Source organism: Chloroflexota bacterium, assembly GCA_016219275.1.
Lineage (GTDB): Bacteria > Chloroflexota > Anaerolineae > UBA4142 > UBA4142 > JACRBM01.
Map to the genome: position 1 here is coordinate 41,471 of JACRBM010000088.1, position 25,877 is coordinate 67,347.

Consider the following 25,877-nt stretch of genomic DNA (forward strand, 5'->3'; position numbering starts at 1 on the left):
CAGGAAGGGGATCAATGAAGATTCTAGTTACCGGTGGCGCAGGTTTTATCGGCTCGCACACGGTTGATCTATTGTTGGAGAAAGGACACAGTGTCCGGATTTTGGATAGTCTCACTCCGCCAGTGCACATTGACGGACAAATGCCGGCGTATGTGCCGCGCCAAGTCGAATTCATGCGCGGCGACGTACGCGATCGCGATGCGTGGGCGCGCGCGCTCGCCGGGGTGGACGCGGTCTTTCATTTTGCCGCGTACCAGGATTATCTGACCGATTTCGCCAAATTCTTTCACGTCAATACGGTCGGCACGGCATTGTTGTACGAAATCATCGTCGCGAAAAATCTGCCGATTCGCAAAGTGGTGTTCGCCAGTTCGCAAGCCACCTATGGCGAAGGCAAGTACGTGTGCGAGCGCGACGGCGTGCAATATCCGCCCCTGCGTTCGCTCGAGCAATTGATGCGCCGCGATTGGGAACCCGATTGCCCGGTGTGCGGTCGCAAGATGAAATCGGTCGTGACGGACGAGGCGCAAGTGACGCCGCACAATCAGTACGCCATGTCCAAGTACACCCAGGAAATGATCGCGTTGAACCTGGGCAAGCGCTACGGTATTCCCTCGGTCGGATTGCGTTTTTCGATTGTGCAAGGTCCGCGCCAATCGTTTCGCAACGCGTACTCCGGCGTCTTGCGTATTTTCGCGACGCGCTTGTTGAACGACCAAACGCCGGTCTGTTACGAGGACGGTCAGCAGTTGCGCGATTATGTGTCGGTGCACGACGTAGCGCGCGCGAACGTGCTGGTGCTCGAAGACCCGCGCGCTGATTACCAGGTGTTCAACGTCGGCGGCGGTCGCGCGATCACGGTCGAAGAGTACGCGCATCTCGTCGCGCGCGTGATCGGCAAGGATGTCGTGCCGCGCATCCCCGGCGAATTTCGGTTCGGCGACACGCGGCACATCGTCTCCGACATTAGCAAACTGTGCGCGCTCGGTTGGCAACCACACGTCCCGTTCGAAAGCATCGTCGCGGAGTACGTCGCGTGGGTGCGCGCCCAGGCGGACGCGCGCGATTATTACCAAGACGCCGAACGTCAGATGAAAGCGATGGGAACCATACGCATGGCGAGTGACACACACCAACTGGTGAACGATATCTAAATGCTAATCACACGCGCACCCGTTCGCATCAGTTTTGCCGGCGGCGGCACCGATCTACCGGCGTACTACTCACAGTACGGCGGCGCGGTTGTCAGCACGGCGATTGACAAGTACTTTTACGTGTTCCTCAACGTCAGCGGCGATGACACGATTCAAATCACGTCGTCGGACTATCGCACGTTCTATCGGCACGACGGTGACCTGCCCTTGCTGTTCGACGGCGACTTGAGTCTGCCGCGCGCGATTTTGCACCATTTCGGTTTGGCGCGCGGCATCGCCATGTTCCTCGCGTCCGAAATTCCGCCGGGCACCGGCTTGGGTTCGTCCTCGACCGTCACGGTCGCGATCATCAAAGCGGTCGCCACCGCGCGCGGGTTGATGCTTTCGAAAAAACAAATCGCGGAACTCGCGTGCCACATCGAAATCGAAAAGATGACGGAGCCAATCGGCAAACAAGACCAGTACGCCGCCGCCTTTGGCGATCTCAACTTGATTCAGTTTTCGGCGGACGGCGTAACGGTCGAGCCGTTGCGCGTGGCATCCGAAACGCGGCGCGCGCTCGAACGCAACTTGATGTTATTTTTTACTGGGGCGACGCGCGCGGCATCTTCGATTTTGCGCGCGCAAAAAGCCTCGTCGGAGAAACAAGACCCGCGTGTGATGGACGCGCTCCACGCGGTCAAAGCGATGGCGTTTCAAGCGAAAGAGTACTTGGAACGCGGCGACCTCCCTCGCTTTGGCGCGTTGCTCGATACCGCGTGGCAGAACAAGAAGAAATTCGCGAGCGGCGTTTCGAACGCGTTGATTGACGAGTGCTACGACCTCGCGCTTGAAAACGGCGCGCTGGGCGGCAAGGTCACCGGCGCAGGCGGCGGCGGCTTTTTGATGATCTACTGCGAACCCGAACAGCAACCCGCCGTCACGCAAGCTCTCGAAGCCAAAGGACTTAAGCGGATGGATTTCCGTTTCGACAGCGAAGGCGCGCGCGTCTTGGTCAACGCGGGATTGCGAATTCCGGAAAGCGCGTATGCGGCGTAACGAATATCTTTATCTCATTGCTTTGTGGTTGATCGGCGATGCGCTCGCGATCTTTGTCGCGTTGAACGCCGCGTTTTTTGTGCGCTACAATTTCGATTGGCTCTTGCCCTTTATCGAGCGGCTCGATCCGATTGCCGAACGGTACGCGGTGATCATTCCGTTCGCCGTGCCCTTGTGGCTCGCGCTCTTTGCGTTCAATCGTTTGTACGATCGGCGCTATTTGCTCGCGGGGTTGCAGGAGTATGGCAAAGTCGCGGCGAGTTCGGCGATGGGCGTGCTCGCGCTCGTCGTGCTCAGTTACTCTGTGCCGAACCTCAGCATTTCGCGCAGTTGGCTGGTGCTGTCCTGGCTCTTCGTCACGTTCCTGGTCAGTGCGACGCGTTTTACGATTCGGCGTTTGGTGCGCGTCGCGCGCGCGCGCGGGCAATTTGTCGCGCGCGCGCTCATCGTCGGCGCGAACGAACACGCGATTGCCATCGCGCAACAATTGACCCCGGCGACGGCGTCCGGCATTCAGGTCGTCGGCTTTCTCGACGATTTTCTGCCGCGCGAGATGCGCGTGCTTGGCGATTTGCGCGTGCTCGACCGCGCCAGCGCGTTGGCGCGCGTGGCGCGCGAAACCGGCGCAACGCAAGCGATTGTCGTGCAAGGCGCGATTGCCTGGGAAAGTTTCGCCGAGATCATCACGCAAAGCATCTCGACGCTCGACGGACTCGAAATCAAACTCTCGCCCGGCTTTTACGAGATCATGGCGACCGGCGTACGACTGACCCAGGATGGTTTCGTCCCGCTCCTCGCGCTCGAAAAGAACCGCATCACCGGTTTGGATGCGGCGCTCAAGTATCTGCTCGATTATTCACTCGGCTTGTTCTTCGCGATGCTTGCTTCGCCGTTCATTCTGTTGATCGCGGCGCTCGTGAAAATCGTTTCGCCGGGGCGCGTGTTCGATCCGTACCCGGTGCTGGGTCTGCGCGAGAAACAATTTGTCACCTGGAAATTTCGGACGCGCCATCTCCAGTCGGATCAAGATCACGCATTCGGTCATCTGATTTACCGGCTCGGTCTCGACAAACTGCCGCAATTTTTCAACGTATTGCGCGGCGAAATGAGCATGGTCGGTCCGCGCCCGGTGCCGCGCACGAGCGTGCTGAAATATCAAGAATGGTTGCCCACGCTGGCGAGCGTCAAGCCCGGCATCACCGGACCCTGGGTCGTCGCCGGCGATACCATAGACTCGTTCGAAGCCGAGATTCGGCTCGACCTTTACTACATTCGCAACTGGACGATCTGGCTCGACGCGCAAATTCTCCTGCAAACGGTCTTGCGCCTGTTCCAGGGTGTACGACCGAAAACGAAACGCTGACGAATGACGAACAAAATTCGCAATTTGCAATTTGCAATTCGCAATCTCGCGTGGTTTTTCTTCGCCGTGCTGCTCGCCGTCGTCGTAATTCAGCGGTCGGCATTCCTGGGTCTCGCCATCGCGATCACTGGCGGTATCGTATTTGGCATTCTCATCACGCGCGAGGTGAAGGCGTGACCACCCGCCGCGCGATCTTTCTCGACCGCGATGGCGTGATCAACGTCAACCGCGCCGATCACGTCAAATCCTGGGACGAATTTGTGTTTCTCCCCGGCGCGCTTGAAGCGTTGCGCGACCTTGCCGCGAGCGAATTCGTGATCATCGTGACGACGAACCAAGCCGCAATCGCGCGCGGCATGACGAGCGAAGTGGTCGTGCGCGACATTCACGCGCGGATGTCCACGGCGATTGCGCGCGCCGGCGGACGCGTGGACGCGATTTATTTTTGTCCGCATCGTCCCGAAGACGCGTGCGCGTGTCGCAAACCTGAAACGGGAATGTATCGCGACGCAGCGCGCGCGCTGGGCATTGACACGACGCGCTCGTACGTCATCGGCGACGCGCAGGCGGACGTGGACGCGGCGCGCGCGATTGGCGCGCAGGGCATTCTCGTGTTGACCGGGCGCGGCGGCGAGCACCACAGCCAAATGCAGGCGTGCGCGCGGAACGATTACGTGGTCGTCGCGGATTTGCCCCGCGCGGTCGAATGGATTCGGCAGAGAGAAACGTGGCGATGATCGAGCGCGGCGCGCGCGGACTGCTCCGCCTCGAATTTGTTTTGCTCGCGGCGATTTATTTCTACTTTGTGATTTCCGACCGGACGCCACTCGTCGCGTGGATCGTGATCGCGCTTATCTGGATCGCGCGCGTGACGACGCAAGGAATTCGGCGCACACCTTTCGATTTGCCCATCGTGATCCTGCTCGCGCTGTTGCCGGTCAGTCTCGCGGTCTCGACGAACTGGTCACTCAGCGTGCCGAAAGTATACGGCGTGGTGTTGAGCGCGCTGTTTTTTTATGCGCTCGTCAATCAAGTTGCTACGCGCGACGATTTGAACAATACGATGTTCTGGCTGGTGGTTGTGTTTGCCGCGATTGCGCTCGCGGGAATCATCGGCACGGATTGGGCGCAAAACAAGATCGTTTCGGCGACCTGGCTGTACGACCGATTGCCGCGCTTCATTCAAGGGATTCCGCGTTCGATTGCCGGCGGGTTCGCACGCAACGGCGTCGGCGGCACGCTCGCGTTGACGATTCCATTTCTCGCGGCGCTCGCTAGCCAGTATTCAGTGTTCAGAGTGCAGTATTCAGTATTCAGTGTTCAGTATTCAGATAAGAAGAGACTGAACACGGAATACTGGACACTGAACACTGTTGTTCTCGTTGCGCTCGTCTTGTCGCTTGTCGCGCTCGCGCTGACGCAATCACGCGGCGGGATGCTAGGCACGGCGGTCGGTTTGCTCGCCATTGCGATTTGGCGCGAGCGACGCTTTGCGTGGCTCATCGTCGCGGGCGCGCTCGCGCTCGGCGTGCTGTTCGCGCTGGGCTATGGCGACGCGCTGCTCGCGTTCATCTTGCGAATGGACGCGGGGGCGGGAACATTCGCGAGCCGGCTCGAAGTGTGGTCGCGCGGCGTGATGATGGTGCAGGATTTTCCGTACACCGGGATCGGCATCGGCACGTACAACGACCTCGCGCACGCGCTCTATCCGTTTTTCATCGCCGCGCCGGACGAAGTCGTCGCGCACGCGCACAATAATTTTTTGCAGGTTGCCGTGGATTTGGGTATTCCTGGGTTGATCGCGTACACCGCGTTGATGACACTGTTCGTCATTCTCGCATGGCGCGCCTATCGCGCGTTGCCGGAAGCGCGCGCGCTGATTGTCGGAGTGTCGGCGGGGATGCTCGCGCATCAAGTCTTTGGCTTGACGGATGCGTTCATGCTCGGCACCAAGCCAGGTGTGTTGATGTGGATTTTTCTCGCGCTCGTCGCGGCGCTCGACCGCCAGCGCGTGATGGATGAACGAACGTGACACAAACGCCGGTGTGGAAGACGAATTGGTTTCGCATCGCGCTCGGTACGTTAGTGAGCGCGCTGTTTTTGTATTTGGCGCTCCGCGATGTGCCGCTGGAACAAGTCGCGGAGACGTTGGCGCGCGTGAACCTGGGTTGGGTCGCGCTCGCGATGCTCGCGCTGTTCGCGCAATCGTTCTTGCGCGCGATCCGCTGGATTTTGCTCTATTATCCGCAACAACGCGGTTTGCGCGTGCGCCAAATGACCGAAATCATTATCGTCAGCCAGATGATCAACATCGTATCGCCGTGGCGCATCGGCGAACTCGTCCGCATCGTCCTCGCCGACGAAATCGAAAAACGCAGCAAGGCGCAATCGCTCGCGACGATTGGGATCGAGAAAATATTCGACGGGACGATGTTGCTTGCGCTCATGCTCATCCTGCCGCCGTTTATGACGCTGCCCGATTGGCTCGAAAGTCCGCGCGAAGGATTGATGATCATGAGCGTCGCACTGTTCGTCGGCGCATTCGTGCTCATGCTTGTGCGCGAACGGATCGTTCGCTTGCTCGGTGGAATCAAATTGCCGTGGTTTCGCCAATCGCTCGATACGCACGCGGAGGTCGCGCTCAGTTCGCTTGATGTGTTCAAACACTGGAACCTGCATCTCGGACTTCACGCGCTTTCCGTGACGCTGTGGTCGCTCGGCGTCCTCATCAACTATATCGTGTTGCTCGCGATGAATTTGGATTTGCCGTTCATCAGCGCGTTTCTTTTGCTGGCGGTGTTGCAAGTTGGCGGTCTCGTGCCTTCGTCGCCGGGCAAGGTCGGCGTGTTCCAGGCATTGTGCATCCTGGGTCTGTCGCTCTTCGGCGTGGACAAAGGGCTGGGCTTGACCTACGGCATCTTGCTCTATCTCGTCACCTACGCGCCGATGACGCTCGCCGGCATCGCGTTGATGTGGCATCAAGGGTTGAGTTTTCGACGCGTCGTCGCCGGAGGCGCGTCGTGATCAGCGTTGTCGTCCCGGCGTTCAACGTCGCGCCAACGCTGGGCGCGTGTCTCGACGCGTTGCACGCGCAAACGTTGCCGCGCGACGCGTACGAAGTGATCGTTGTGGATGACGGCTCGACCGACGCGACGCGCGCGGTCGCCGAGTCGCGCGGCGTGCGCGTGATCGCGCAGGCGAACGCGGGCGCCGGCGCGGCGCGCAACGCCGGCGCGCAGAACGCGCGCGGCGAGATCGTCGTGTTCATTGACGCGGATTCGGTTCCCGATGCGGGCTGGCTCGCCGCGATGGCGCGACCGTTCGCGGACGCGACGATTGCCGGCGCGAGCGGCGAAAAGAAATCGCGGCAGACGAATCTCTGGGCGCGCTTGACGCAACTCGAGTACGATTTTCGCTACGACCGCATGACGGCGCACGGCGTGATTGATTTCGTGGACAGTTCGACCGCGGCATATCGCCGCGCGGTGTTGCTCGCGCGCGGCGGATTCGATACGACCTTGAAAGAAGCCGAGGATACCGAGTTGTCGTTTCGTCTTGCCGAGCACGGTTGTCGCATGGTGCTCGTGCGCGACGCGGTCGTTTATCACACGCACCCGACCGCGCTGGGCGAATTCTTGCGGCGCAAGTTTCACTACGCGATAGGACGCGCGACCGTGTACGCGCGGATGCCGCGCAAAGCCGCACGCGATCAACGCACGCCGACGTGGCAAAAGTTTCAACCCTTGCTCGCGCTCGCGTTGCCGCCGGTCATATTGGGCGCATTCGTGTGGCAGCCGCTCGCGTGGATGGCGTTCGCGTTGCTCGCGATTTTTTTCGCGACGACCTTGCCCTTTGCGCGATATTGTTGGACTCGCGAGCCGCGCGTCGCGCTCGTCGCGCCGGTGACCTTGTTGCTCATCGCGTACGCGGCAGGCGCGGGCATGTTTGTCGGCGTGCTTGCCGCGCGCCGGTCATCGGCACAAGTGGATCAGTGAAATGGAGTGGCGGTTCGACCTTGCGAAGGTTTCGAAGCGCCTTTGCAGGGTTGGGCTGAGTTAATTCGAAATGGAAGAACGTCGCACAATTTTGGTCGCGGTTGATTTGATGCTGGTGAATGTCGCCGTCGCGTTGGCGTTCGCGATTTGGTCGGTGCGCGGCGAAATAAGCTGGGTCACGCTCGTCACCACGCAATTCTACTGGTTCGTCGCGCTATCGGTGCTGTGGCTGGGCGCGGCGTTCGCCACGGGCATGTACGATCTGCGTCTTGCCGCCGAGTTTAGCGCGACCGCGCGTGCGTTGAGCCGATCGCTCGTCCTCGTCGTCGTCGTGTATCTCGTCGTCTTTTTTTCGTCGCCGACGGAATTGCCGCGCGGGATCGTGTTGTATCATGGCGTCCTCGCGGCGGGTTTGCTCGCGGTGTGGCGCGCGGTGTATTTGCGGATTGCGTGGCGCGGCGCGTTCCGGCGCAATGCGTTGATCATCGGCGCGGGCAACGCCGGGCAAACCATCGCGCGCGCGATGCGGGAACACGCGCGACCGCATTATTGGATCGTCGGATTTCTGGACGACGACCCAGCCAAACTCGGCAAACCGGTCAGCGCGCAATCCGATCTGCGCGTGCTCGGCGCGTCACGCGATCTGACGCGGTTGATCGCCGAGCACGACGCGCACGAAGTCGTGCTCGCCATCACGCGCGATGTATCGGACGAAACGTTTCGCGCGTTGCTCGACGCGCAGGAACGCGCGGTCGAAATTGTTCCGATGCCCGTGTTGTACGAGCGACTGACCGGGCGCGTGCCGGTGGATTACATCGGCGATAGTTGGTACGTCGCCTTGCCGCTCGGTCACGCCGCGACGCGCAGTATTCAACCGCTCGTCAAACGCGCGTTCGACCTCGCGGCGGCGACGCTGGGATCGCTGCTGTTCGGCATCGCGTTGCCGTTCATCGCGCTCGCGGTAGGGTTCGATTCGCCGGGTCCGTTGTTTTACATGCAAGAACGCGTGGGACAGGGCGGACGCGTGTTTCGCGTTCGCAAAATTCGTACGATGCGCGTGGATGCGGAGCAGAACGGCGCGGTGTGGGCGACCAAAAACGATCCGCGCGTGACACGCGTGGGAAAACTTTTACGCAAAACGCACGTGGACGAGTTTCCGCAATTTTGGAACATTTTGCGCGGCGAGATGAGCGCGGTCGGTCCGCGTCCCGAACGTCCGGAATTCGTCGCGCAGTTGGAAAAAAAGATTCCGTTTTATCGTTTGCGGCACGCGGTCAAACCCGGCATGGCGGGCTGGGCGCTCGTGAATGCGGGCTACGTGGACAGCATCGAGGACGCGCAGACACGCGTTGAATACGATCTCTATTACATCAAGCATCAATCGCTCTGGTTCGATCTGTGGATTCTGTTTCGCACGGTCGCGCAAACCATCACGTTCGGCGGACGCTAAGTCGGAAAAATCGGCGGAGGGAAAATCGCTCTCCGCCGATTTTGTTTTTTTCGTTTGACCATGCGCGACAAAAAATGTTATAATGACGCACGCCTCTGATGAATGGAGGCGTTTGAACCGCAAGGAGAGAATGTGATGTTCAAATCAATTTGGATGGTGGGTGGTCTGATCCTCATAACCTCCGCGCTCGCCGCGTGCGCGGCGACGCCCACCCCGGTTCCACCCACGCCGACATCGCGCCCGTCTCCAACTGCGCCGCCCACGCTTCCGCCGACACCGGAGCCGCCCGCCACGCTCGCGCCCACCCCTACGCTTTTACCGACTGCGCCCATCGCCGCATCGCCTACGCGCGCCGGCGTCGTGGCAACCGCGACCCGCGCGTCCACGCGCGCGCCGACGATCACGCCCCCGCCGGCGCAAGCCGGTCTGTTCGTGAACAACTTGCGCATCGCGCCCGATCCGCCGGTGCGCGGCACGGATTTGGAATTCTATCCGACGTTCATCAACAACACAAACGTCGTACAGAACAAACGCTGGATCGTCTACATCTATCGTTCGGAAACGCCGAATCGTTCCACCGGCGAAACGCCGCGCACGAACACGAATATTCCCCAAGGCGTTTCGGAACAAAAAACAACGGTCGGTTGGAAATTAGGTGTGGGCGGTCCGTGCGAATATTTTTTCGCGCGAGTCGCGTACATTGACGAGCAAGAGAACAAGCCGGTCTTTTTCACTCAACCCAACGGCAAGGTGTTTGAAAAACCATTCACGCTTTGCCCGCCGTAATTTTGCCCCCCATTGACATTCACCCGGTTTGGCTATAGATTGTGCGACACTTGATTGATGAATGGGACTGCTGGTGGTCCGCGATGACAGATAATTTGATTCGACGAACAGGCGTCTGGTTCGGTCGCTCATCGGAAACCCGCTCGCTACGCGGAAACGGGTTTCGTCAGTATTCACGCGTGGCATGGTGACGATGAGCGCACCGGCAACCCCTCCCATGTCCCCGGCGCGTCTCCTCTTCCGCCCGGCGATTGGCTTGATGAATCGCTTGGCATTCCCACAAAAATTTGCGCTGATCAGTTTGCTTTTTGCTTTGCCGCTCGCGCTGGCGCTCGTCCTGTTCATTCGCCAGGTCAACGCGAATATCGAGTTCGCGCAAAAAGAGCAACGCGGCGCGCTGTACTTGCGCGCCGCGCAAGCGATGTATCTCAGCGCGTTGCAAGGCGCGGTCCGCGAACAAGATTTCCTCAACGGCAAAACCTCCCGCGCTGAATTGGAACGCGTGCGCGCCGAGATTGATCAGAACTTGGACGCGTTGAGCCAGGTCGAAGCGTTGTACAGCGCCGACCTCGACACGGCGGACAAGTTCCACGCCGTCCTCGCCGATCTGCAAGCGATTCGCGCGCGCGAGATCAGTCCGCAAACCGGCGGCGATGATTTGATGTACCGCTTGATTGGCGACACGCGCGCGCTGATGACGAGCGTCGTCAACACGTCCAACCTCGCTTTCGATCCTATGCTCGACAGCCACTATGTGATTGACGCGGTGATCGTCAAACTGCCGGAAGGTCAAGACCTGATCTCGCAACTCATCGCACTCGATATTCCGACGATGGCGCAGGAAGGGTCAGCCGCCGGACTCGCGCGCACTTCGACCTTGAGCGGATTGTTGCAATCGAACACGTCGGCGATGCGCAACGCGTTGCAAACCGCGTTCCAACAATCGCCGTCGCCCACGCTCCGCCCGGCGATGGAGAAATCGTTGCAGGACACGGTGGATGCGACGAATCGCTTTGTCAATTCCGTCGGGCGCATTTGGAGTTTGCAAAATTCCGGCGCAACCCCTTCGGACGAATATCGCAACGCCGGGTTGGTCGCGCTGAATGTCGGCGCGCGTTTTTGGAGCGCGGGCATTACCGAATTGGATGGTTTGCTCCAGAGTCGCATTGACACGCTGAGTCAACAACGCACGCTCGCGCTCGCGCTCACGGCGGCGATGCTCGCGCTTGTCGCGTACCTCTGGGTCGGCTTTTATCTCGCGGTGATGCGCACCGTGTCGAGTCTCGACGCGGCGTCGCGCCGCATGGCGAGCGGCGAACTGGACGAGACGGTCAACCTCGACACGCGCGATGAACTGGGGCGCATCGTCGCCGCGTTCAACCACATCGCGTCCGCGCTCGTGTCCGCGTCCCAGTATCGCCAAGCGATTGTGGACAGCGCGCCGGACGGTATCATCACGACCGATGAAACCGGCGCGCTCGTTTCGTTCAATCCCGCCGCCGAAACGATCTTCGGGTACACCGCATCCCAGGTCATCGGCAAAAAAGTGAATCTGCTCGTACCCGCCGCCAATGACGAAATGTTCGCGTCACTCAGCCAGGGTTTTCGCATGGGGCGCAATCGCCGCGAGACGACGGGCACGCGTCAAGATGGTTCGTCCTTTCCGCTCGACCTCGCGGTGACCGAAGCGCACTATGGCAATCAGCATTTGTACATCGCGTTGATGCGCGATATTACCGAACGCAAACGCGTGATGATCGAGTTGCAGCAAGCCAAGGACGTTGCCGAAGCCGCGAACGAATCCAAGGGCGCGTTTCTGGCGAACGTGAGTCACGAACTCCGCACGCCGCTCACGTCGGTGCTTGGTTTCGCGCGCATCATCCAAAAACGCTTGGACGAAAGCATCTTTCCGCGCGTGCCCATGGACGACCGCAAGACCGACCGCGCGATTACGCAAGTGCGCGAAAATCTCGGCATCATTTTATCGGAGGGCGAGCGCCTGACCGCGCTCATCAACAACGTGCTCGACCTTGCCAAGATCGAAGCCGGCAAAATCGAATGGCACATGCAATCGGTCGCGATCAAAGACGTGGTCGAACGCGCGACGACGGCGACGGCATCCCTCTTCGAGATCAAGCCGGTGCAGCTGGTCGCCCAGATTGAAGCGGATTTGCCGGCGGTGAGCGGCGACCGTGACCGCTTGATCCAGGTCGTCATCAATCTCATTTCGAACGCGGTCAAGTTCACCGAACGCGGAACGGTAACATGCCGCGCGCAACGCGAGGGTGATAACGTCGTCGTCAGCGTGACGGACAGCGGCATTGGCATTGACCCCAAAGATCACGGCAAGGTGTTCGAGCAATTCGTCCAGGTCGGCGACACGTTGACGAACAAGCCGATGGGCACCGGTTTGGGCTTGCCGATTTGCAAACAAATCGTCGAGCATCACGGCGGACGCATCTGGGTCGAGAGTGAACTGGGCAAGGGGAGCACTTTTTCGTTCACCTTGCCGATTCCCGCGCAAGTACCAGAGATGCCGCCGGTCGAGCCATTTGTGACGACGATGCTCAACATGGATTTACTCGTCGCGCAACTCCGCGCACACATCGAAAGCGCGACGAGCGTCGAGAACAACGGGCAACGCAACGTCCTCGTCGTGGACGACGACAAGAGCATTCGCGAATTGTTGCGGCAAGAACTCGAAGGCGCGGGCTATCGCGTGTGCGAAGCGCGCGATGGACGCGAAGCGTTGGCGCAGGTCAAGCGCGAACGCCCGGACTTGATCGTGCTCGATGTGATGATGCCGGAGTTGAGCGGGTTTGACGTGGCGGCGGTTTTGCGGAACGACCCGCAAACGTTCAACATTCCAATCGTGATGCTTTCGATTTTACACGATCCCGAACGCGGCTATCGGTTAGGCGTGGATCGGTATTTCACCAAACCGATGGACATCAAGATCCTGCTCGGCGAAATCGGCGCGTTACTCGCGCAACGCGTCTCGAAGAAAAAAGTGCTCGTCGTGGATGAAGACGCCGCGACGATTCAAGTCTTGACCGACGCGCTCACCTCCCAGGGGTACACCGTCGTCGCCGCGCTCAACGGCGAAGAAGGCATCGCGAAAGCGGTCGCGGATCAACCCGACATGGTCATCGCGCGGTCGGTGCTTTCCGAAAAACACAACCTCGTCAAGACGTTGCGGTTTGAAAAGGGACTCGAAAAAGTTTTCTTTTTGTTATTCCAGTGATTGCGGATGGCGAATGGCGAATAGCAGATGGCAGATAGTGAATCGCGAAACCTTTCGCTCCGAGAAAAAAAGAATCCAGGTTTCTCGGAGAAACCTGGATTCTGACGAAGGTGCTGAAGGAGAGACGTGAATCAAAAAATTCTCATCGTGGATGATGAGGCGCATATTCGTTTGTTGATCGAGCAGACGCTCGAAGATTTGCAAGATCACGGCATCGAAATCACAACGGCAGACAATGGCGCGGACGCGCTCGAGCTGATCAAGCGCGAAAAGCCGCGCCTCGTTTTTCTCGATGTGATGATGCCGCGCATGAATGGCTTTGACGTGTGCCGTCAGGTCAAGCGCGAACTGGGGATGACCGATGTCTTTATCGTGTTGCTGACCGCCAAGGGTCAGGAGTTCGACCGCCAGCGCGGCGATCAAGTGGGCGCGGATGTGTACATTACCAAGCCGTTCGATCCAGACGAGTTGCTCGCCCAAGCCCAACACGTGCTGGGACTGGACGCCCAAGTCTGACCTCGAAGTTGAATGACCACTACGGCTCAACCCACTCTGCCGCGTCTGATCACGCGACGCGACGTTGACGCCTTGCTGTCCGCGTTCGCGCTGCCCTGCGCGCTTGCGCTCCCCGACGGCAAACTCTTTGCGCGTGCCTCGACCTGGTTGCACGATCACATTGATCTGGACGAACGCGATGCGTATCGCGTGTATCCGTTGAACGCGAATGGCGTCGCGCTCGGCGCGCTTGCTGTTGCTGGCGATACGACTAACGCGGAACGCGCGTTACACCAAACACTTATAGTGTTGCTCGCGCAGGCGCTCGAAAAGCGCGAGGTTGCGAACGAGGCGCTCGAACGTTATCGCGAAATCAACTTGATGTATCGCGTTAGTGAGACGATTGGTTTGTCGCACGACGCGGACGCGATTCCGCGCCTCGTGCTCGAAGAATCCAAACGCGTGATTCATTCCTCGACCGGCATCGTGCTCATCGGCGAAGAGGTCAAGGCATCTTTTGGTTCGGACGCGCAAGCAGTCGCGCTGCGCCAAGCCGCGCGCGAGGTGATCGGAACCGACCACGCCGCGATTATCAGCGACACCCACGTACCGGAATTCGGCGCGATTTTGTGGACGCCGCTCAAGACCCAGGAACGCGTGCTTGGCGGTATTGTGCTGGGACGCGGCGCGGGCGAACCGATCTTTTCCGCGAGCGATGAAAAATTATTGATGGCGCTCGCCGGTCAAGCCGCGATCGCGCTGGAGAACGTGTCGCTGCATCACGCCGAACTCGAAAAGGAACGCTTCCAACGCGAACTGCAACTCGCGTACGACGTGCAGGCAAGTTTGATCCCGCGCGAAACGCCCATTGTGCCGGGCTGGGATTTCGCCGCGTACTGGCAACCGGCGCGCGAGGTCAGCGGCGATTTCTACGATTTCTTTCCCGTGCCTGCCGGGCAAAGCATCGTCATCGCCGACGTGTCCGACAAAGGGATGCACGCCGCGCTGTTTATGGCGTTGACGCGCAGCACCGTGCGCGCGAGCACGCTCGCCGCCGAATCGCCAGCAGACGGACTGACGCGCGCGAATCGTTTGCTCTGCGCCGATTCGACCGGCGGAATGTTCGTGACGCTGTTTTACGCGCAACTCGATCCGCTGAAAAAGGAAATCACGTACGTCAACGCGGGACACAACCCGCCGCTGGTGTTGCGCGCGGCGACGCGTGAATTGATCGAATTGCCGCGCACCGGGGTGATGCTGGGTTTTAACGAGGGGATGGAATTCGCGCAAGCGAACGTCGCGCTCGAACTCGGCGACATGATTTTGTTTTACACCGACGGCGTGACCGAGGCGAACGACGCGTCGGGCGAGCAATTCGGCGAGGAACGCTTGCGCGCGTGGATGCTCGAACATGCGGACGCGTCGCCCGCCGCGCTGCTCGACGCGCTCAAGCGCGCGCTCGGCGAATTTATCGGGAGCGCCGCGCCCTTCGACGACATCACGGTTGTGATTGCCAAGCGCGTGCCTGTCACACATCAACGCATCGCCATTCCGGACGCGACGGTCGAATGCGTGCCGCGCTTGCACGAGTTCGTCGAAGCGGCGTGCGCGGCGGCGGACGCGGACGACGACCTGGCTTTCGCGTTCAAACTCGCGGTCGAAGAAGCGTGCACGAACATCGTCGAGCACGGTTATCGCGCGCGACCTGGGATGATCGAATTGGAACTCGATGCGAGCGCGACGCGCATCGTCGTGACGATCACCGATCACGCGCCGCCGTTCGACCCGACCCAGATTCCCGCCCCCGATCTCCGCGCGGACTGGCAAGCGCGCAAGATCGGCGGATTGGGCTGGTATTTGATTCGCCAGTTGATGGACGACGTGCAGTACGAACCCAGCACCGCGCGCGGCAATGTGCTGACGCTCGTCAAGCAGAGAAGGATGTGAGAAAGGGTTTTGTCTTTGTCATTTCGACGAGCCGCGAAGCGTTTGCGAGGAGAAATCTCTGTTCACACAGGAAAAAGATTTCTCGCTCCGCTCGAAATGACAGACTGAGTATTGCGTCCGGCAATCGGTCGTCTACGAATCCTTGAACAAATCGTCCAGCCCGGTCTGCCACACATCGTCGAGCGGCATAAACGAAAGTTCCTCGAATTCCTCGGCGGCTTTGCGTAAAAACTCCCGGACGTTCGCGTCCGGCATTTTGTTTTCCAGCGTGTCAATCTGCTCGCCGACCGAGCGCACGAGTTCGCGGCTTTTCGTTTCGAGATTGCTCAGGTCGAGACCCAGTTTGCACATGTAATCCACGCGCCGCATAATGTCGTACCACGCCTTCCAATCCTGCTCGACCGACAACCCTTTGAGCATCGGCGAAAGTTGCGAGAGATCGTACATCGGCACGAACGCGTACATCGAAATATATTCGAGTTCGAGTTGCTCGGCGCGATCCACCAAGTACGAGCCGATGCTGACGCCGCCTTCGTAATTCGAAAAGCGCACCGCGTATTCTTTCAACTCGTCTTTCAAGCGCGGCAAACTGTACGTGCACGAGACCTGACGATCCTTGTCGTACGGCACGCCGGCATATACGCCGCCAAAACTGATCACGCGCCGCGCGCGCAACTCGCGCGCAATCGTAAAGAACACGTCGGCGTAGCGTTCCGCGTTCAGGTGCGGTTCCTCGCCGGTAAAAATCACCAACCCTTTGTGCGCGCTGCCCGAATAGAAAATTTGGTTCTCGTGCCGCTGCAACTCTTTGCGATAGCCGTCGGCAAGTTTGATTTCCGGACGCAAAAAATCTTGCGTGCCGGGAACCTGAAACAAGTAAAACGACTCGGGGAGAATTCTGCCGATTTTGCGCGCGCCGGTCTGTTCGATCAAATAGTTCGGCAACGCCGACGACACCGAGCCAGCATCCGCCCACTGCCGCCAACCGGCGAGCATATACACTTCGTCCGCGCGTGGCTTTTCCAAAAGTTCGAGCGTCTCGTTAATCACGGTTCACCTCGTGACTGTAAGTATACCAACCTTGTCGCTCAAGTCAACCACGCGATTTTTCGCCGAAACAAAAAATCGCGTCGTGTAATTTGTGGCGCGATTTTTCCATCAGGCAGAAATAATCTGTGTTTATCTGTGGTTAGCATTGATTCTCAGGCGCGGGTCGAGCCAATCGCGCAAGCCGTCGCCGAAGAGATTCAGTCCCGCCGCGGCGAGCGTGATGCTCGCGCCCGGAAAAATCGCAAGCCAGGGCGCGGTCTCCAAGTAATCGCGACCCGACGCGAGCAACGTGCCCCACTCGGGCGTGGGCAGCTGCGCGCCCAGCCCGACGAAACTCAGCGCGCCGGCGGACAAGACAAGCACGCTAGCGCGCAAGGTCGCCATCACGATGAGCGGCGACGCGAGATTCGGCAAGATGTGGCGCACGAGGATGCGCCGCTCTGGCACGCCGACCGCTTCGGCGGCTTGTACATACAACATGCGCCGCGCGCACATCGTTGCGCCGCGCGTCACGCGATAAAACCCCGGCACGCCGACGATCCCCAACGCGAGCACGCAATTTTCGAGCGATGGTCCCAGGCGCGCGACGATGACCAACGCGAGAAGCAACCCAGGAAAGGCGAGCCATACATCCAGCGCGCGCGAAATGATTTGGTCAGTCCAGCCGCCGCGATAACCGGCGACCAGTCCCAGTGCGATGCCGATGAACGCGCTGATCGCCACGCCTATCGTCGCGATGCCAACCGCGATCTGCGCGCCGAACAGTACGCGGGTGAACACATCGCGACCGAGCGCATCGGTACCGAAGAGATGCGCCGCACTCGGCGCGCTCAGTTTTGCGCCGGCGAGAACCTTGTCCGGCGCGTACGGCGCGATGATTGGCGCGAGTGTCGCCGCGAGAATCCACAGCGCGAGAATCGCGCCGCCGATCCACAAACTCGGCGTGGCGTGACGCGGGCGGGGTTTGCTCGCGGCGTCGTCGTGAATCCTGGGTCGCGTGTGAACATTCACGCGTCGCGTTGTAAACGTGATCGCCATCGTCACACCGCCGCGTGCGCGACTTGCGGGTCGAGCCAACCCTGCGCGAGGTCAACGAGCAAATTGATCGCGAGATAAATCGCGGCGACGGTCAGCGTCGCGCCGAGCACGACCGGCGCATCGCGATCAAAGATGGCTTGCACCGTCAAGCGTCCGAGACCCGGCAACGCGAAAATCGTTTCGACGATGAACGCGCCGCCAAGCAAATGACCCAGGTGCAAGCCGACGACCGTGACGACCGGAATCAAACTGTTTCGCAGTGTGTGGCGCGTCAGCACGTCGCGCGGGGCGATGCCTTTGGCGTGCGCGGTGCGAACGAAATCCGCGCCCAGCACATCGAGCAAACTCACGCGCACGAGTCGCGCAATCACCGCGCCGGTGGGCAACGCGAGTGTCGTCGCGGGCAAAACCAAATGCCAGGGCGTTTCCGCGCCGACGACGGGAAGCCAACGCAGTTTGAGCGAGAACAACAACATCAGCATCAATGCGCTCCAAAACGTCGGCACGGCGAGCATGAATGCCGCGCCGCTCATCAGCCCGGTATCGAGCCACGACCCGCCCCGCATCGCCGCGAGCGTGCCCATCGTCATGCCAAGGATGATGGCGAGGAACGTCGCGGTGAACGCGAGTATGAGCGTGTACGGCAAACGTTCCAACACGAGTGCGCCGACCGCGCGCCGACTGACGAGCGAGCGACCCAGGTCGCCGCGCGTAAACACCTGGGTCGCAAACGTGGCATAGCGCGTGAACAATGATTGGTCGAGACCCAGCTCGGCGCGCACGGCTTGCAATTGCGCGCGCGACGCGTTCTCGCCGACGAGCGCGCTCGCGGCGTCGCCTGGCGTCGCATCGAGCGCCCAGAACGTGACGAGACTGACGACGACGAGCGTCACGAACGTGCTCGCCAATCGTCGCGCCAAATGCCGCGTCATTGTTTGACTACCTGCGCGTCGTTTAACAACATTCGTCCCATGTAACCGATCTTGACGCCTTCGACGCGATTGCTCAACACCATCACATCCAGCGGCGCATAAAGTGGTTGCCACGGCGCGTCTTGCATGATCATTTTTTGCGCCTCAAAATAAATGCTCCACCGTTTGGCTTCGGTCAGCTCGTGCGCGGCTTGAGCGAACAATGCATCCACTTGCGCGTTGCGATAGCCGACGCGATTCGTACTGCCGATGCGATCCGAACCCAGGAAAATGTTCAGCGCATCTGCGTCGTTCCAATCGTACCGCCACAACAGAAAATCGAATTGCCCTTCGTTCGACGCGGTCATCACCGCTTTGCTATCGAGTTGTCGAATCTCGACGCCGACGCCAATCGCTTTGAGTTGACTCTGAAGCAACGTCGCAATGGAATCGTTCGGCGCGCGGTTCGACGTGAGTAGAACGCCTTTGAGCGACTGACCGTTGCGCGTCCAGGTTCCATCGCTTGCTTTGACGAAACCGGCTTGCGACAACAATGTCTGCGCTTGTTTTGCATCGTACTGCAATTCGTACTGTTTCAACTGCGGATCAAACCCAGGTATGGTTGGCGCGAGCGGCGCGTACGCGACCTTGCCCAGTCCGCCGAGCGCAACGCTGACGATTTCCTCTTTGTTGATCGCGTGCGAGAGCGCGCGGCGCACGCGCGCATCGTCGAAGGGTGGCTTGCTCGTATTGAATCCCAGGAAGATGAGACTGTTCAACACGGTCTCTTGCAAATGCACGGACGCGTCGTTCTGTAATTTCAAACGATGTTCCGGCTGATTGATGAAGATCGCGTCCACTTCACCGGCTTGGAGCGCGGCGAGTTGCGTCGTCGCATCAGGAATCACTTTCAACACGACCGTATCGAGGTACGGCGCGGCGCGATTTTGCGTGACGGCGGCGCCCCACGCGTACGCCGGATTGCGTTTGAGCGTCAGCGATTGCCCCGCGCGCCACTCGGCAAGCGCGAACGCACCCGTGCCAACCAGGTAGCCCTTGCCGGTTTCGGCAACCTTGCGCGCCGAGGCGGGGCTGATGATGCCGGCGTAGGGCATCGTCACCGTGCTCCAAAAATTCGCGGTGGGCTGCGCGAATGTGAAACGCACCGTCAAGTCGTCCATGCTTTCGATGCCGCCGATTTGTTTGACATTCTCATAGATCGGTGATTTCGTTCCCGCGTCTTTGAAACGTTGGAATGTAAAGCGCACCGCGTCCGCGTTGAACGGCGCGCCGTCTTGAAACGTAACGCCTGCGCGTAATTTCATCGTGATGGCTTTGCCATCGGACGCGACCTGCCAACTCTCCGCGAGGTGCGGTAAGATTTTATTGTCGAGATCGCGCACGACGAGCGTGTCGAACAAGTACGGCAACACGACGCTCAAACCGGAATTGGGCGCGCCTTGCGGATCAATGATGGCTGGTTCGGATGTAATCGCGCGGATGAATGTACCGCCGTTCGCGGTCGTCGTCATCGAACTGGTTTTGCTCTGCGGGGTCGCGGCGGCGCACGCAACGACGATGCCAGCGAGCATGATCAGCACAAAAAACGCACCAACGCGAGTTGTCATTGCGAGCGAAGCGACGAAGCAATCTACCCCTCCCAACCCTCCCCTTACTAAGGGGATGGCTAGGGTGGGGTCATGGATTGCTTCGGGCAAAGACCGCCCTCGCAATGACAGAGAACCTGATCGAAATATCAAACTGATTTTTTTCATCTCCTACTCCTTACGGTTCATACGAACAAAATGGATCGCTAGCCAACGCGTTGCCGGTGAACGCGAACGCACGCGCGCGCGAGCCGCCGCAAATGACGCGATGCTCGCAGTACCCGCACTTGCCCTCGAAGACGTTGGGGTTGTGCAACGCGCGAAAGATCGGCGCGCGGCGATACACGTCCACCAAATTATCGCGTCGAATGTTGCCGGCGAACGCCGGCAAAAAACCCGCCGGGTAAATATCGCCATAGTTCGCGACGAACACGATGCCGTGTCCATCGCGAATGCCAAAGCCGTGATAAACCGACGTGCGTTGAATCTGCTCCGGCGTCATACCTTCGGCGCGCATCCGATTCAACGCGATGCGCCGGTACGACGGCGCTTCGGTTGTCTTGATCGCAAAAGGCGCGTCGCGTGTGAGATCGTACACCCAGTTCATCAACGCTTCGCCGCGCGCGGGCGATACCGGTTGCAACACCTTGCCGCGCCCAACCGCGATGAGAAAAAACAAACTCCATCGCATCACCTTGAGCGATTTGAGCAATTCGTACGTTGCGGGCAAATCGTCCGCGGTCTCTTGCGCGACGAGCGTGTTGACCTGGATCGGAAAATCGAATTCGGCGGCGAGTTGCGCCGCGCGAATCGTCCAATCGAAACAGCCGGGAATGCCGCGCACCGCGTCGTGCGTTGTCGCGGACGCGCCGTCGAGCGAGAGACCCAGACTCGCGATGCCGTGCTCTTTCAAGCGCGCGAGAATGTCGTAGGTCACGTTTTGGGTTGCGCTCGGCGTAATCGAAACTTGAAGACCCAGGTTGCGCGCCTCGTCAATCAACTCAAACAGGTCGGTGCGTTGGAGCGGGTCGCCGCCGGTGAGAATGAGATGCGGCAACGGTTCGCCGAACGCGGCAATCTGACGAAGCAGGTGTTTGCTCTCGGCGGTGTCGAGTTGAAGCGGATGCGGTAGCGGCATCGCTTCGGCGCGGCAGTGGCGGCACGCCAAGCCACACGCCTGCGTCATCTCCCAGTAAACGATCATCGGTCGGTCGCTGTAATCGCGCGCGACGCGATGCGAATGTGTTTCGGTTGGTTTGATTACGACGGTCATCGTTTCTCCATTCAATTATTTTACGCGGCAAACGCGGTGAGAATTTGTTCCGCCGCGCGTATGCCATCCTGAATGCAATCGGGAACGCCCACGCCACGATACGCGCTGCCCACCAGATACAAACCTGGGTGTCGCGCCGCTTGTTGTTCGATCTGTTCCACCCGGCGTTGATGTCCTACCGCGTACTGCGGATTGGATTTTTGCCAACGATACACGCGCGTCACCACCGGTTGCGCGGCGATGCCCATCGTCGCGGCGAGTTCCGCACGCGCGATTTCCGTTAGCGTCGCGTCATCCTGTTCGGCGAATTGTTCCGCGTGTGCGCCGCCGATAAAGACGCGCACCAACGCGTACTCGGCGTGCGCGCGGTGATCGAATTTGGTGGACGACCACGAGCACGCGATCAATTTGCGCTTTTCACTGCGCGGCACAACAAAGCCAAATCCGTCGAGCGGGTGCGTCAACTCGGCGCGTTTGAATCCGAGCGAGACGGTCGCGGTCGAGACGTAACGAATCGCGCGCAAGCCAGTCGCCAGATCGGGATCGAAATTTGAAACGAGGTTGGCGGTTTCATACGCGGGCGTTGCCAGGACAATCGCATCGGCGTGCAAGGTTTCGCCATCGCGCAATGTGATTTGATAATTACCGTTTCGCGCAAGGTGAACGGCGCTTTGATTCGTTACGAGCGTGCGTTCGTCCAAACGCGCGACGAGTGTATCAACCAATTCTTGCATCCCACCGCGCAGCGACATGAACATCGGAGTGGCGGGCGTGGTGGGACGCGCGCGCGCGCTGGCGCGTCGTTGCGCGATGATCGCGCGCAGCAAACCGCCGTGCTTTTTTTCCATATCGAGAAAACGCGGGAACGTGCTTTGCAGACTCAGATATTCGGCGTCCGCCATGTGAATGCCGGCGATCATCGGCTCGGCGATGCGATCGAGCGCCTCCGCACCGAGACGCCGCCGCACGAAATCCGCGAGACTTTCATCGCCCTCGCCGCGACGCGGCGGAATGAACAGTTCCATACCCATCCGCAGTTTGCCGAGCGGCGAAATCAACGACGACTTGACGAACGGCATCACGCGCGTCGGGATGATGAGCATCACGCCGTCCGGCATCGGGCGCAGGCGACCGCGATTCAATACAAAGACGCGGCGCGCCGGATCGTTCGTGCCGATCAATCGCGCGCCCAGACCCAGGGCGCGACACAGTTCGAGCGCGGCGGGTTTCGTGGTCAGGAATGAATCGGGACCGCCTTCGATCACAAAACCATCCTCGCGCGTCGAAACGATTTTGCCGCCCACGCGCGGCGCGCGTTCGATCAAGGTATAATCCACCACGCCGCGTCCGCGTTCGCGCAACGCGTGCGCGGTAGCCAGCCCGGTAATTCCACCACCGATAATCACCACTCGTTTCATCACGTTACCTGATTGATCAAGGAATTTCAGTACGCGGATGAACACGGATATTCGCGCAAAAGAAAAAATCCGCGTTCATCCGCGCGCGAAGCGATCCGCGTCCAAATGATTTGGTTGCACGATGCTCCATCACGGATACGCGTCCAAAATCGCGAGCAGAATTTCGTCGAGGAACGCGCTGACGCGTTGAAACAAGCGCGCATCCTCCTCGTCGCCGGCGCGCGAACCCAGGTGCACGTCGAGCACGGTTTTCAAAATCAGTTGGCGAAAATAGATCGTCGCGCGCGCGGCATTGCCGGCGGTCAACCCGCTCGCGGTGAGCGCGTTGCCGTACTGCCGCGCGATTTGCCGTCCTTCGTCGAGCAAGGTTTCGCGCGCATCCGGCGATTCGACGAACGCGATGACGCACGCGAGCAACCGCTGACCGATTTCGCGTTGGTGTTGGCGTTCGGTCGTATCGGGATGCGCGCCCGTGTGAGAAAATCCGAGTACGGCGTGCGGCGGATGCGCCTGCAATTGCTGACGCACCGCGCCGAGCGCCTGCTCGATGTGAGAAGGAGTTGTGGGAGATTTGCGTTGTTTGAGGAACACGTCGAGATCGGCGATGACAAAACGGCGATGCCCGCCGGGAGTGCGATAACTGGGGAGGATGCCCGCATCAGCCCATTCGCGCACCGTGCCGATGTGGACGCCGAGATACTGACTGGCTTGCTGAATGGAAAGCCAATCGTTTGAAAATGTCTTCGTCAACAAAATCCACCCTCCGCAAGGCATTCACGCCATCGTGACGATTATTTGCAGAATACCGCGCACGAGTCTGATTCGGGTCAAAATCAAATGACTTTTCGGTACACATCCTGCAGATTTATGCGAAAAAATCTACAGAAATCTCAGCGAAATCAACCTTGCGAAGGTTGGTCGCGCGCCGGTTTATGTTATAATGCGCGGCATGGATGGATTTCACATCGTGGAAAATCCGGACGCGGACGCGTGGGACGAATTGATCGCGACGCAGCACGGACATCTGTTGCAAACGCGCGCGTGGGGCGAATTAAAAACGCGATTCGGTTGGCGCGTGACGCGCTTGGCGCTCGCGCGTGACGACGCGTTGATCGCTGGCGCGCAAATGCTCGTGCGCGATTTGCCGCTCGGTTTGCGCTTTGCGTACGTGCCGCGCGGACCGGTCGCCGACGCGAACGATCACGCCGCGCTGACCGCGCTGGACGATGCCCTGGTCGCCCATGCGTGCGCGTGCGGCGCGTTCGTCCTGCGCGTCGAGCCGAACGCGTTCGCGATGCCGAACGAAATCCTGGGTGTGCCCGCGCCGACGATTCAACCGCAGACGACGATTCACGTTGATCTCACGCGCGACCTCGCGACGATCCTCGCGCAGATGAAACCGAAATGGCGCTACAACATTCGCCTCGCCGAGCGCAAAGGCGTGACCGTGCGCGAGGGTAAGGTGTGCGACATTGGTTTGTTCTATCATCTCCTGGAAATCACGCGTACGCGCGATCAGTTTGCGATCCATTCGCGCGACTATTATCGCGCCGCGCTCGACTTGTTGGGCGAGTGCGCGCAGTTGTTCATCGCGGAGCACGCGGGCGACGCGCTCGCCGCGATATTTGTGACCGCGGTCGGCGACGAAGCGATTTATTTGTTCGGCGCGTCCTCGAACGAACAGCGCGAACGGATGCCGAATCACGCGTTGCACTGGGCGGCGATGCAGTGGGCAAAAGCGCGCGGGTGCGCGCGCTACGATCTGTGGGGTTTGGGCGCGACGACGAACGCGGACGAATCCGCCGCGCACGGCTTGTATCAATTCAAGCAAGGATTTGGGGGAACGTTCGTCCAGTACGCCGGCGCGCGCGATGTGATTTTTTCGCACTGGAAGTATGCGCTGTACGCGCGCGCGGTCGCGTGGCGACGCGGGGCGCTCGGATAAAATGTACTCAGCCCATCCTTGTGAAGGTTCCCAATCACTTGGGAGGGATTGCGCTTTCAAACCTTCGCAAGGATGAGTAGCGATTAAATAAGAATGCGGCTCTCACCGCGAGAGCCGCATCGGTTTTACTGAAACGAGTAGATGTTGAAATTCTTGAACGGCACCTTCAGACCTGGGAATGACGTAGACTGGGTGAACGCGCTCCCGATATAGAGATCCATCCCAAACGTGTCCGACAAGTCAAATGTGGCGACGAACTGCTCGTTCACATAGAAATAGCCGACCTTGTCCTTGGCGATGACACGCAAATGATTCGAACCTGTCGGAGACACATTGAAATTACGCAACACGCCGCTCGCCATCACCTTGACCTCGACGCTCGCGGCAAGGTTTTGGGTGGGAATCACGAGGTACCACTGGCTGTTTGAGGTGACGACCAAACGACATTGATAGCGCGTGTCGCCCGCGGCGTAGCGAAACACAAAACCATAGTCCCAGGGATGAATCGCGCGATCCGCTGGATTGAAGAATTGAGCTTCGGCAACAAAGTTGTAGACATTGGCATTCGGCAGAAACGATGCAATGTACGGTCCCGACACTCCGGTGATTTCACCTTCTTCTTTGGTGTACGATTTACGCGCGGTCTGCATCAACGCGGCGACCTGGCTTTGAACGGCTTGCGCCGTGGCGGTTACGCGCGCCACCGCCGCGCCGGTTGCTTGCGCCTGCGCGGTCGAGGTCGCCAGCGCGAGTGCGGTGGCGGTCGCCCGCGATTGGGCTTGCGCGGTGGCGGTCGCGTTCGCTTGCGCGGTCGCCGTCGCATTCGCTTGCGCCGTCGCATTGGCTTGCGCTTGCGCCGTCGCGGTGGCGTTCGCGTTGGCTTGCGCTTGCGCGGTGGCGGTCGCATTCGCTTCGGCGGTTGCGGTGCGCGGCAGATCTGGTGTGGGCGTGGGTGTCGAGGTCGGCGTGGGCGTTGCGCCAAATGAAACGTTGAACGACTGGCACCCGATCGCGAGAACGAGGAGTAGAGTAAGCACGATCATCGAAAGAATTGGCGTACGCATGGTTCTTCTCTCCTTCAAAAGGTGGAGCAAGTTGGCGAACTTGCCCGGCGTGCGAACAGGGTTATTCGAGCATCGGTGGTTCACGCGGGATTGAAGATG

Annotated in this window: 22 protein-coding genes; 14 read left to right on the plus strand and 8 right to left on the minus strand. The window is 59.8% G+C overall.

What is annotated here, in order from left to right; genetic code table 11:
• The first annotated feature begins 14 nt into the window (after positions 1 to 14).
• From HY868_23625 to HY868_23685, 13 genes are all read left to right on the plus strand, one after another.
• The gene (locus HY868_23625) at positions 15 to 1,154 is read left to right on the plus strand and encodes an NAD-dependent epimerase/dehydratase family protein (protein ID MBI5305142.1); all 1,140 of its coding nucleotides are present in this window, start codon (positions 15 to 17) and stop codon (positions 1,152 to 1,154) included.
• A complete protein-coding gene (locus tag HY868_23630; protein MBI5305143.1) occupies positions 1,155 to 2,192 on the plus strand; it encodes a GHMP kinase in 1,038 nt (345 codons plus the stop codon).
• The gene (locus tag HY868_23635; protein ID MBI5305144.1) at positions 2,182 to 3,555 is read left to right on the plus strand and encodes a sugar transferase; all 1,374 of its coding nucleotides are present in this window, start codon (positions 2,182 to 2,184) and stop codon (positions 3,553 to 3,555) included. Before HY868_23630 ends, HY868_23635 begins: the two co-directional genes overlap by 11 nt.
• A 3-nt stretch (positions 3,556 to 3,558) precedes the next feature.
• Entirely contained in the window at positions 3,559 to 3,732 is a 174-nt protein-coding gene (locus HY868_23640) for a hypothetical protein (GenBank protein MBI5305145.1), read from the plus strand.
• Positions 3,729 to 4,292, plus strand: a complete 564-nt coding sequence (gene gmhB / locus HY868_23645; protein ID MBI5305146.1) for a D-glycero-beta-D-manno-heptose 1,7-bisphosphate 7-phosphatase — start codon at positions 3,729 to 3,731, stop codon at positions 4,290 to 4,292. Before HY868_23640 ends, gmhB begins: the two co-directional genes overlap by 4 nt.
• Positions 4,262 to 5,587, plus strand: a complete 1,326-nt coding sequence (locus HY868_23650) for an O-antigen ligase family protein (protein MBI5305147.1) — start codon at positions 4,262 to 4,264, stop codon at positions 5,585 to 5,587. Before gmhB ends, HY868_23650 begins: the two co-directional genes overlap by 31 nt.
• Positions 5,584 to 6,579, plus strand: a complete 996-nt coding sequence (locus HY868_23655; GenBank protein MBI5305148.1) for a flippase-like domain-containing protein — start codon at positions 5,584 to 5,586, stop codon at positions 6,577 to 6,579. Before HY868_23650 ends, HY868_23655 begins: the two co-directional genes overlap by 4 nt.
• On the plus strand, positions 6,576 to 7,550 hold the full coding sequence (locus HY868_23660) for a glycosyltransferase (protein ID MBI5305149.1): 975 nt from the start codon (positions 6,576 to 6,578) through the stop codon (positions 7,548 to 7,550). The genes HY868_23655 and HY868_23660 overlap by 4 nt, the downstream gene beginning before the upstream one ends.
• A 70-nt stretch (positions 7,551 to 7,620) precedes the next feature.
• The gene (locus HY868_23665; GenBank protein MBI5305150.1) at positions 7,621 to 9,000 is read left to right on the plus strand and encodes a sugar transferase; all 1,380 of its coding nucleotides are present in this window, start codon (positions 7,621 to 7,623) and stop codon (positions 8,998 to 9,000) included.
• Positions 9,001 to 9,135: 135 nt separating this feature from the next.
• On the plus strand, positions 9,136 to 9,786 hold the full coding sequence (locus tag HY868_23670) for a hypothetical protein (GenBank protein MBI5305151.1): 651 nt from the start codon (positions 9,136 to 9,138) through the stop codon (positions 9,784 to 9,786).
• A 1,264-nt stretch (positions 9,787 to 11,050) separates the two neighbouring features.
• Positions 11,051 to 13,030, plus strand: a complete 1,980-nt coding sequence (locus HY868_23675; protein MBI5305152.1) for a response regulator — start codon at positions 11,051 to 11,053, stop codon at positions 13,028 to 13,030.
• Positions 13,031 to 13,156: 126 nt separating this feature from the next.
• Positions 13,157 to 13,546: a response regulator gene (locus HY868_23680; GenBank protein ID MBI5305153.1), complete on the plus strand. Its 390-nt coding sequence runs from the start codon at positions 13,157 to 13,159 to the stop codon at positions 13,544 to 13,546.
• A 12-nt stretch (positions 13,547 to 13,558) separates the two neighbouring features.
• Positions 13,559 to 15,472 carry a SpoIIE family protein phosphatase gene (locus HY868_23685; protein MBI5305154.1) on the plus strand — a complete coding sequence of 638 codons (1,914 nt, stop codon included), beginning with the start codon at positions 13,559 to 13,561 and terminating at the stop codon, positions 15,470 to 15,472.
• Between the two features lie 132 nt (positions 15,473 to 15,604).
• Here the strand turns inward: HY868_23685 and HY868_23690 are convergent, their stop codons facing one another.
• From HY868_23690 to HY868_23720, 7 genes are all read right to left on the minus strand, one after another.
• Positions 15,605 to 16,522: a PAC2 family protein gene (locus HY868_23690; GenBank protein MBI5305155.1), complete on the minus strand. Its 918-nt coding sequence runs from the start codon at positions 16,520 to 16,522 to the stop codon at positions 15,605 to 15,607.
• A gap of 129 nt (positions 16,523 to 16,651) precedes the next feature.
• A complete protein-coding gene (locus tag HY868_23695) occupies positions 16,652 to 17,560 on the minus strand; it encodes an ABC transporter permease (GenBank protein ID MBI5305156.1) in 909 nt (302 codons plus the stop codon).
• Between the two features lie 2 nt (positions 17,561 to 17,562).
• Positions 17,563 to 18,492, minus strand: coding sequence for an ABC transporter permease (locus tag HY868_23700; GenBank protein ID MBI5305157.1), 930 nt, complete (start codon positions 18,490 to 18,492; stop codon positions 17,563 to 17,565).
• Positions 18,489 to 20,099 (minus strand): ABC transporter substrate-binding protein, encoded by a 1,611-nt coding sequence (locus HY868_23705; GenBank protein ID MBI5305158.1) that lies wholly within the window; start codon positions 20,097 to 20,099, stop codon positions 18,489 to 18,491. The genes HY868_23700 and HY868_23705 overlap by 4 nt, the downstream gene beginning before the upstream one ends.
• A gap of 157 nt (positions 20,100 to 20,256) precedes the next feature.
• Positions 20,257 to 21,351: a TIGR04053 family radical SAM/SPASM domain-containing protein gene (locus HY868_23710; protein MBI5305159.1), complete on the minus strand. Its 1,095-nt coding sequence runs from the start codon at positions 21,349 to 21,351 to the stop codon at positions 20,257 to 20,259.
• A 20-nt stretch (positions 21,352 to 21,371) separates the two neighbouring features.
• Positions 21,372 to 22,769, minus strand: coding sequence for a protoporphyrinogen oxidase (gene hemG, locus HY868_23715; protein MBI5305160.1), 1,398 nt, complete (start codon positions 22,767 to 22,769; stop codon positions 21,372 to 21,374).
• 129 nt (positions 22,770 to 22,898) lie between these two features.
• Entirely contained in the window at positions 22,899 to 23,519 is a 621-nt protein-coding gene (locus HY868_23720) for a helix-turn-helix domain-containing protein (protein ID MBI5305161.1), read from the minus strand.
• Positions 23,520 to 23,736: 217 nt separating this feature from the next.
• Between HY868_23720 and HY868_23725 the strand changes: the two genes are divergently transcribed.
• On the plus strand, positions 23,737 to 24,714 hold the full coding sequence (locus tag HY868_23725; GenBank protein MBI5305162.1) for a peptidoglycan bridge formation glycyltransferase FemA/FemB family protein: 978 nt from the start codon (positions 23,737 to 23,739) through the stop codon (positions 24,712 to 24,714).
• 125 nt (positions 24,715 to 24,839) lie between these two features.
• On the opposite strand, the gene HY868_23730 is transcribed toward HY868_23725, so the two are convergent.
• Positions 24,840 to 25,778 carry a hypothetical protein gene (locus HY868_23730; GenBank protein MBI5305163.1) on the minus strand — a complete coding sequence of 313 codons (939 nt, stop codon included), beginning with the start codon at positions 25,776 to 25,778 and terminating at the stop codon, positions 24,840 to 24,842.
• Between the last annotated feature and the right edge of the window lie 99 nt (positions 25,779 to 25,877).

Coding starts and splice junctions, on each gene's coding strand:
- HY868_23705 (MBI5305158.1), bottom strand. CDS start 20,099: ATGACAACTCGCGTTGGTGCGTTTTTTGTGCTGATCATGCTCGCTGGC.
- HY868_23635 (MBI5305144.1), top strand. CDS start 2,182: ATGCGGCGTAACGAATATCTTTATCTCATTGCTTTGTGGTTGATCGGC.
- HY868_23630 (MBI5305143.1), top strand. CDS start 1,155: ATGCTAATCACACGCGCACCCGTTCGCATCAGTTTTGCCGGCGGCGGC.
- HY868_23695 (MBI5305156.1), bottom strand. CDS start 17,560: ATGGCGATCACGTTTACAACGCGACGCGTGAATGTTCACACGCGACCC.
- HY868_23665 (MBI5305150.1), top strand. CDS start 7,621: ATGGAAGAACGTCGCACAATTTTGGTCGCGGTTGATTTGATGCTGGTG.
- HY868_23650 (MBI5305147.1), top strand. CDS start 4,262: ATGGATTCGGCAGAGAGAAACGTGGCGATGATCGAGCGCGGCGCGCGC.
- HY868_23710 (MBI5305159.1), bottom strand. CDS start 21,351: ATGACCGTCGTAATCAAACCAACCGAAACACATTCGCATCGCGTCGCG.
- HY868_23625 (MBI5305142.1), top strand. CDS start 15: ATGAAGATTCTAGTTACCGGTGGCGCAGGTTTTATCGGCTCGCACACG.
- HY868_23730 (MBI5305163.1), bottom strand. CDS start 25,778: ATGCGTACGCCAATTCTTTCGATGATCGTGCTTACTCTACTCCTCGTT.
- HY868_23640 (MBI5305145.1), top strand. CDS start 3,559: ATGACGAACAAAATTCGCAATTTGCAATTTGCAATTCGCAATCTCGCG.
- HY868_23670 (MBI5305151.1), top strand. CDS start 9,136: ATGTTCAAATCAATTTGGATGGTGGGTGGTCTGATCCTCATAACCTCC.
- HY868_23675 (MBI5305152.1), top strand. CDS start 11,051: ATGCGCACCGTGTCGAGTCTCGACGCGGCGTCGCGCCGCATGGCGAGC.
- hemG (MBI5305160.1), bottom strand. CDS start 22,769: ATGAAACGAGTGGTGATTATCGGTGGTGGAATTACCGGGCTGGCTACC.
- HY868_23685 (MBI5305154.1), top strand. CDS start 13,559: ATGACCACTACGGCTCAACCCACTCTGCCGCGTCTGATCACGCGACGC.
- HY868_23700 (MBI5305157.1), bottom strand. CDS start 18,492: ATGACGCGGCATTTGGCGCGACGATTGGCGAGCACGTTCGTGACGCTC.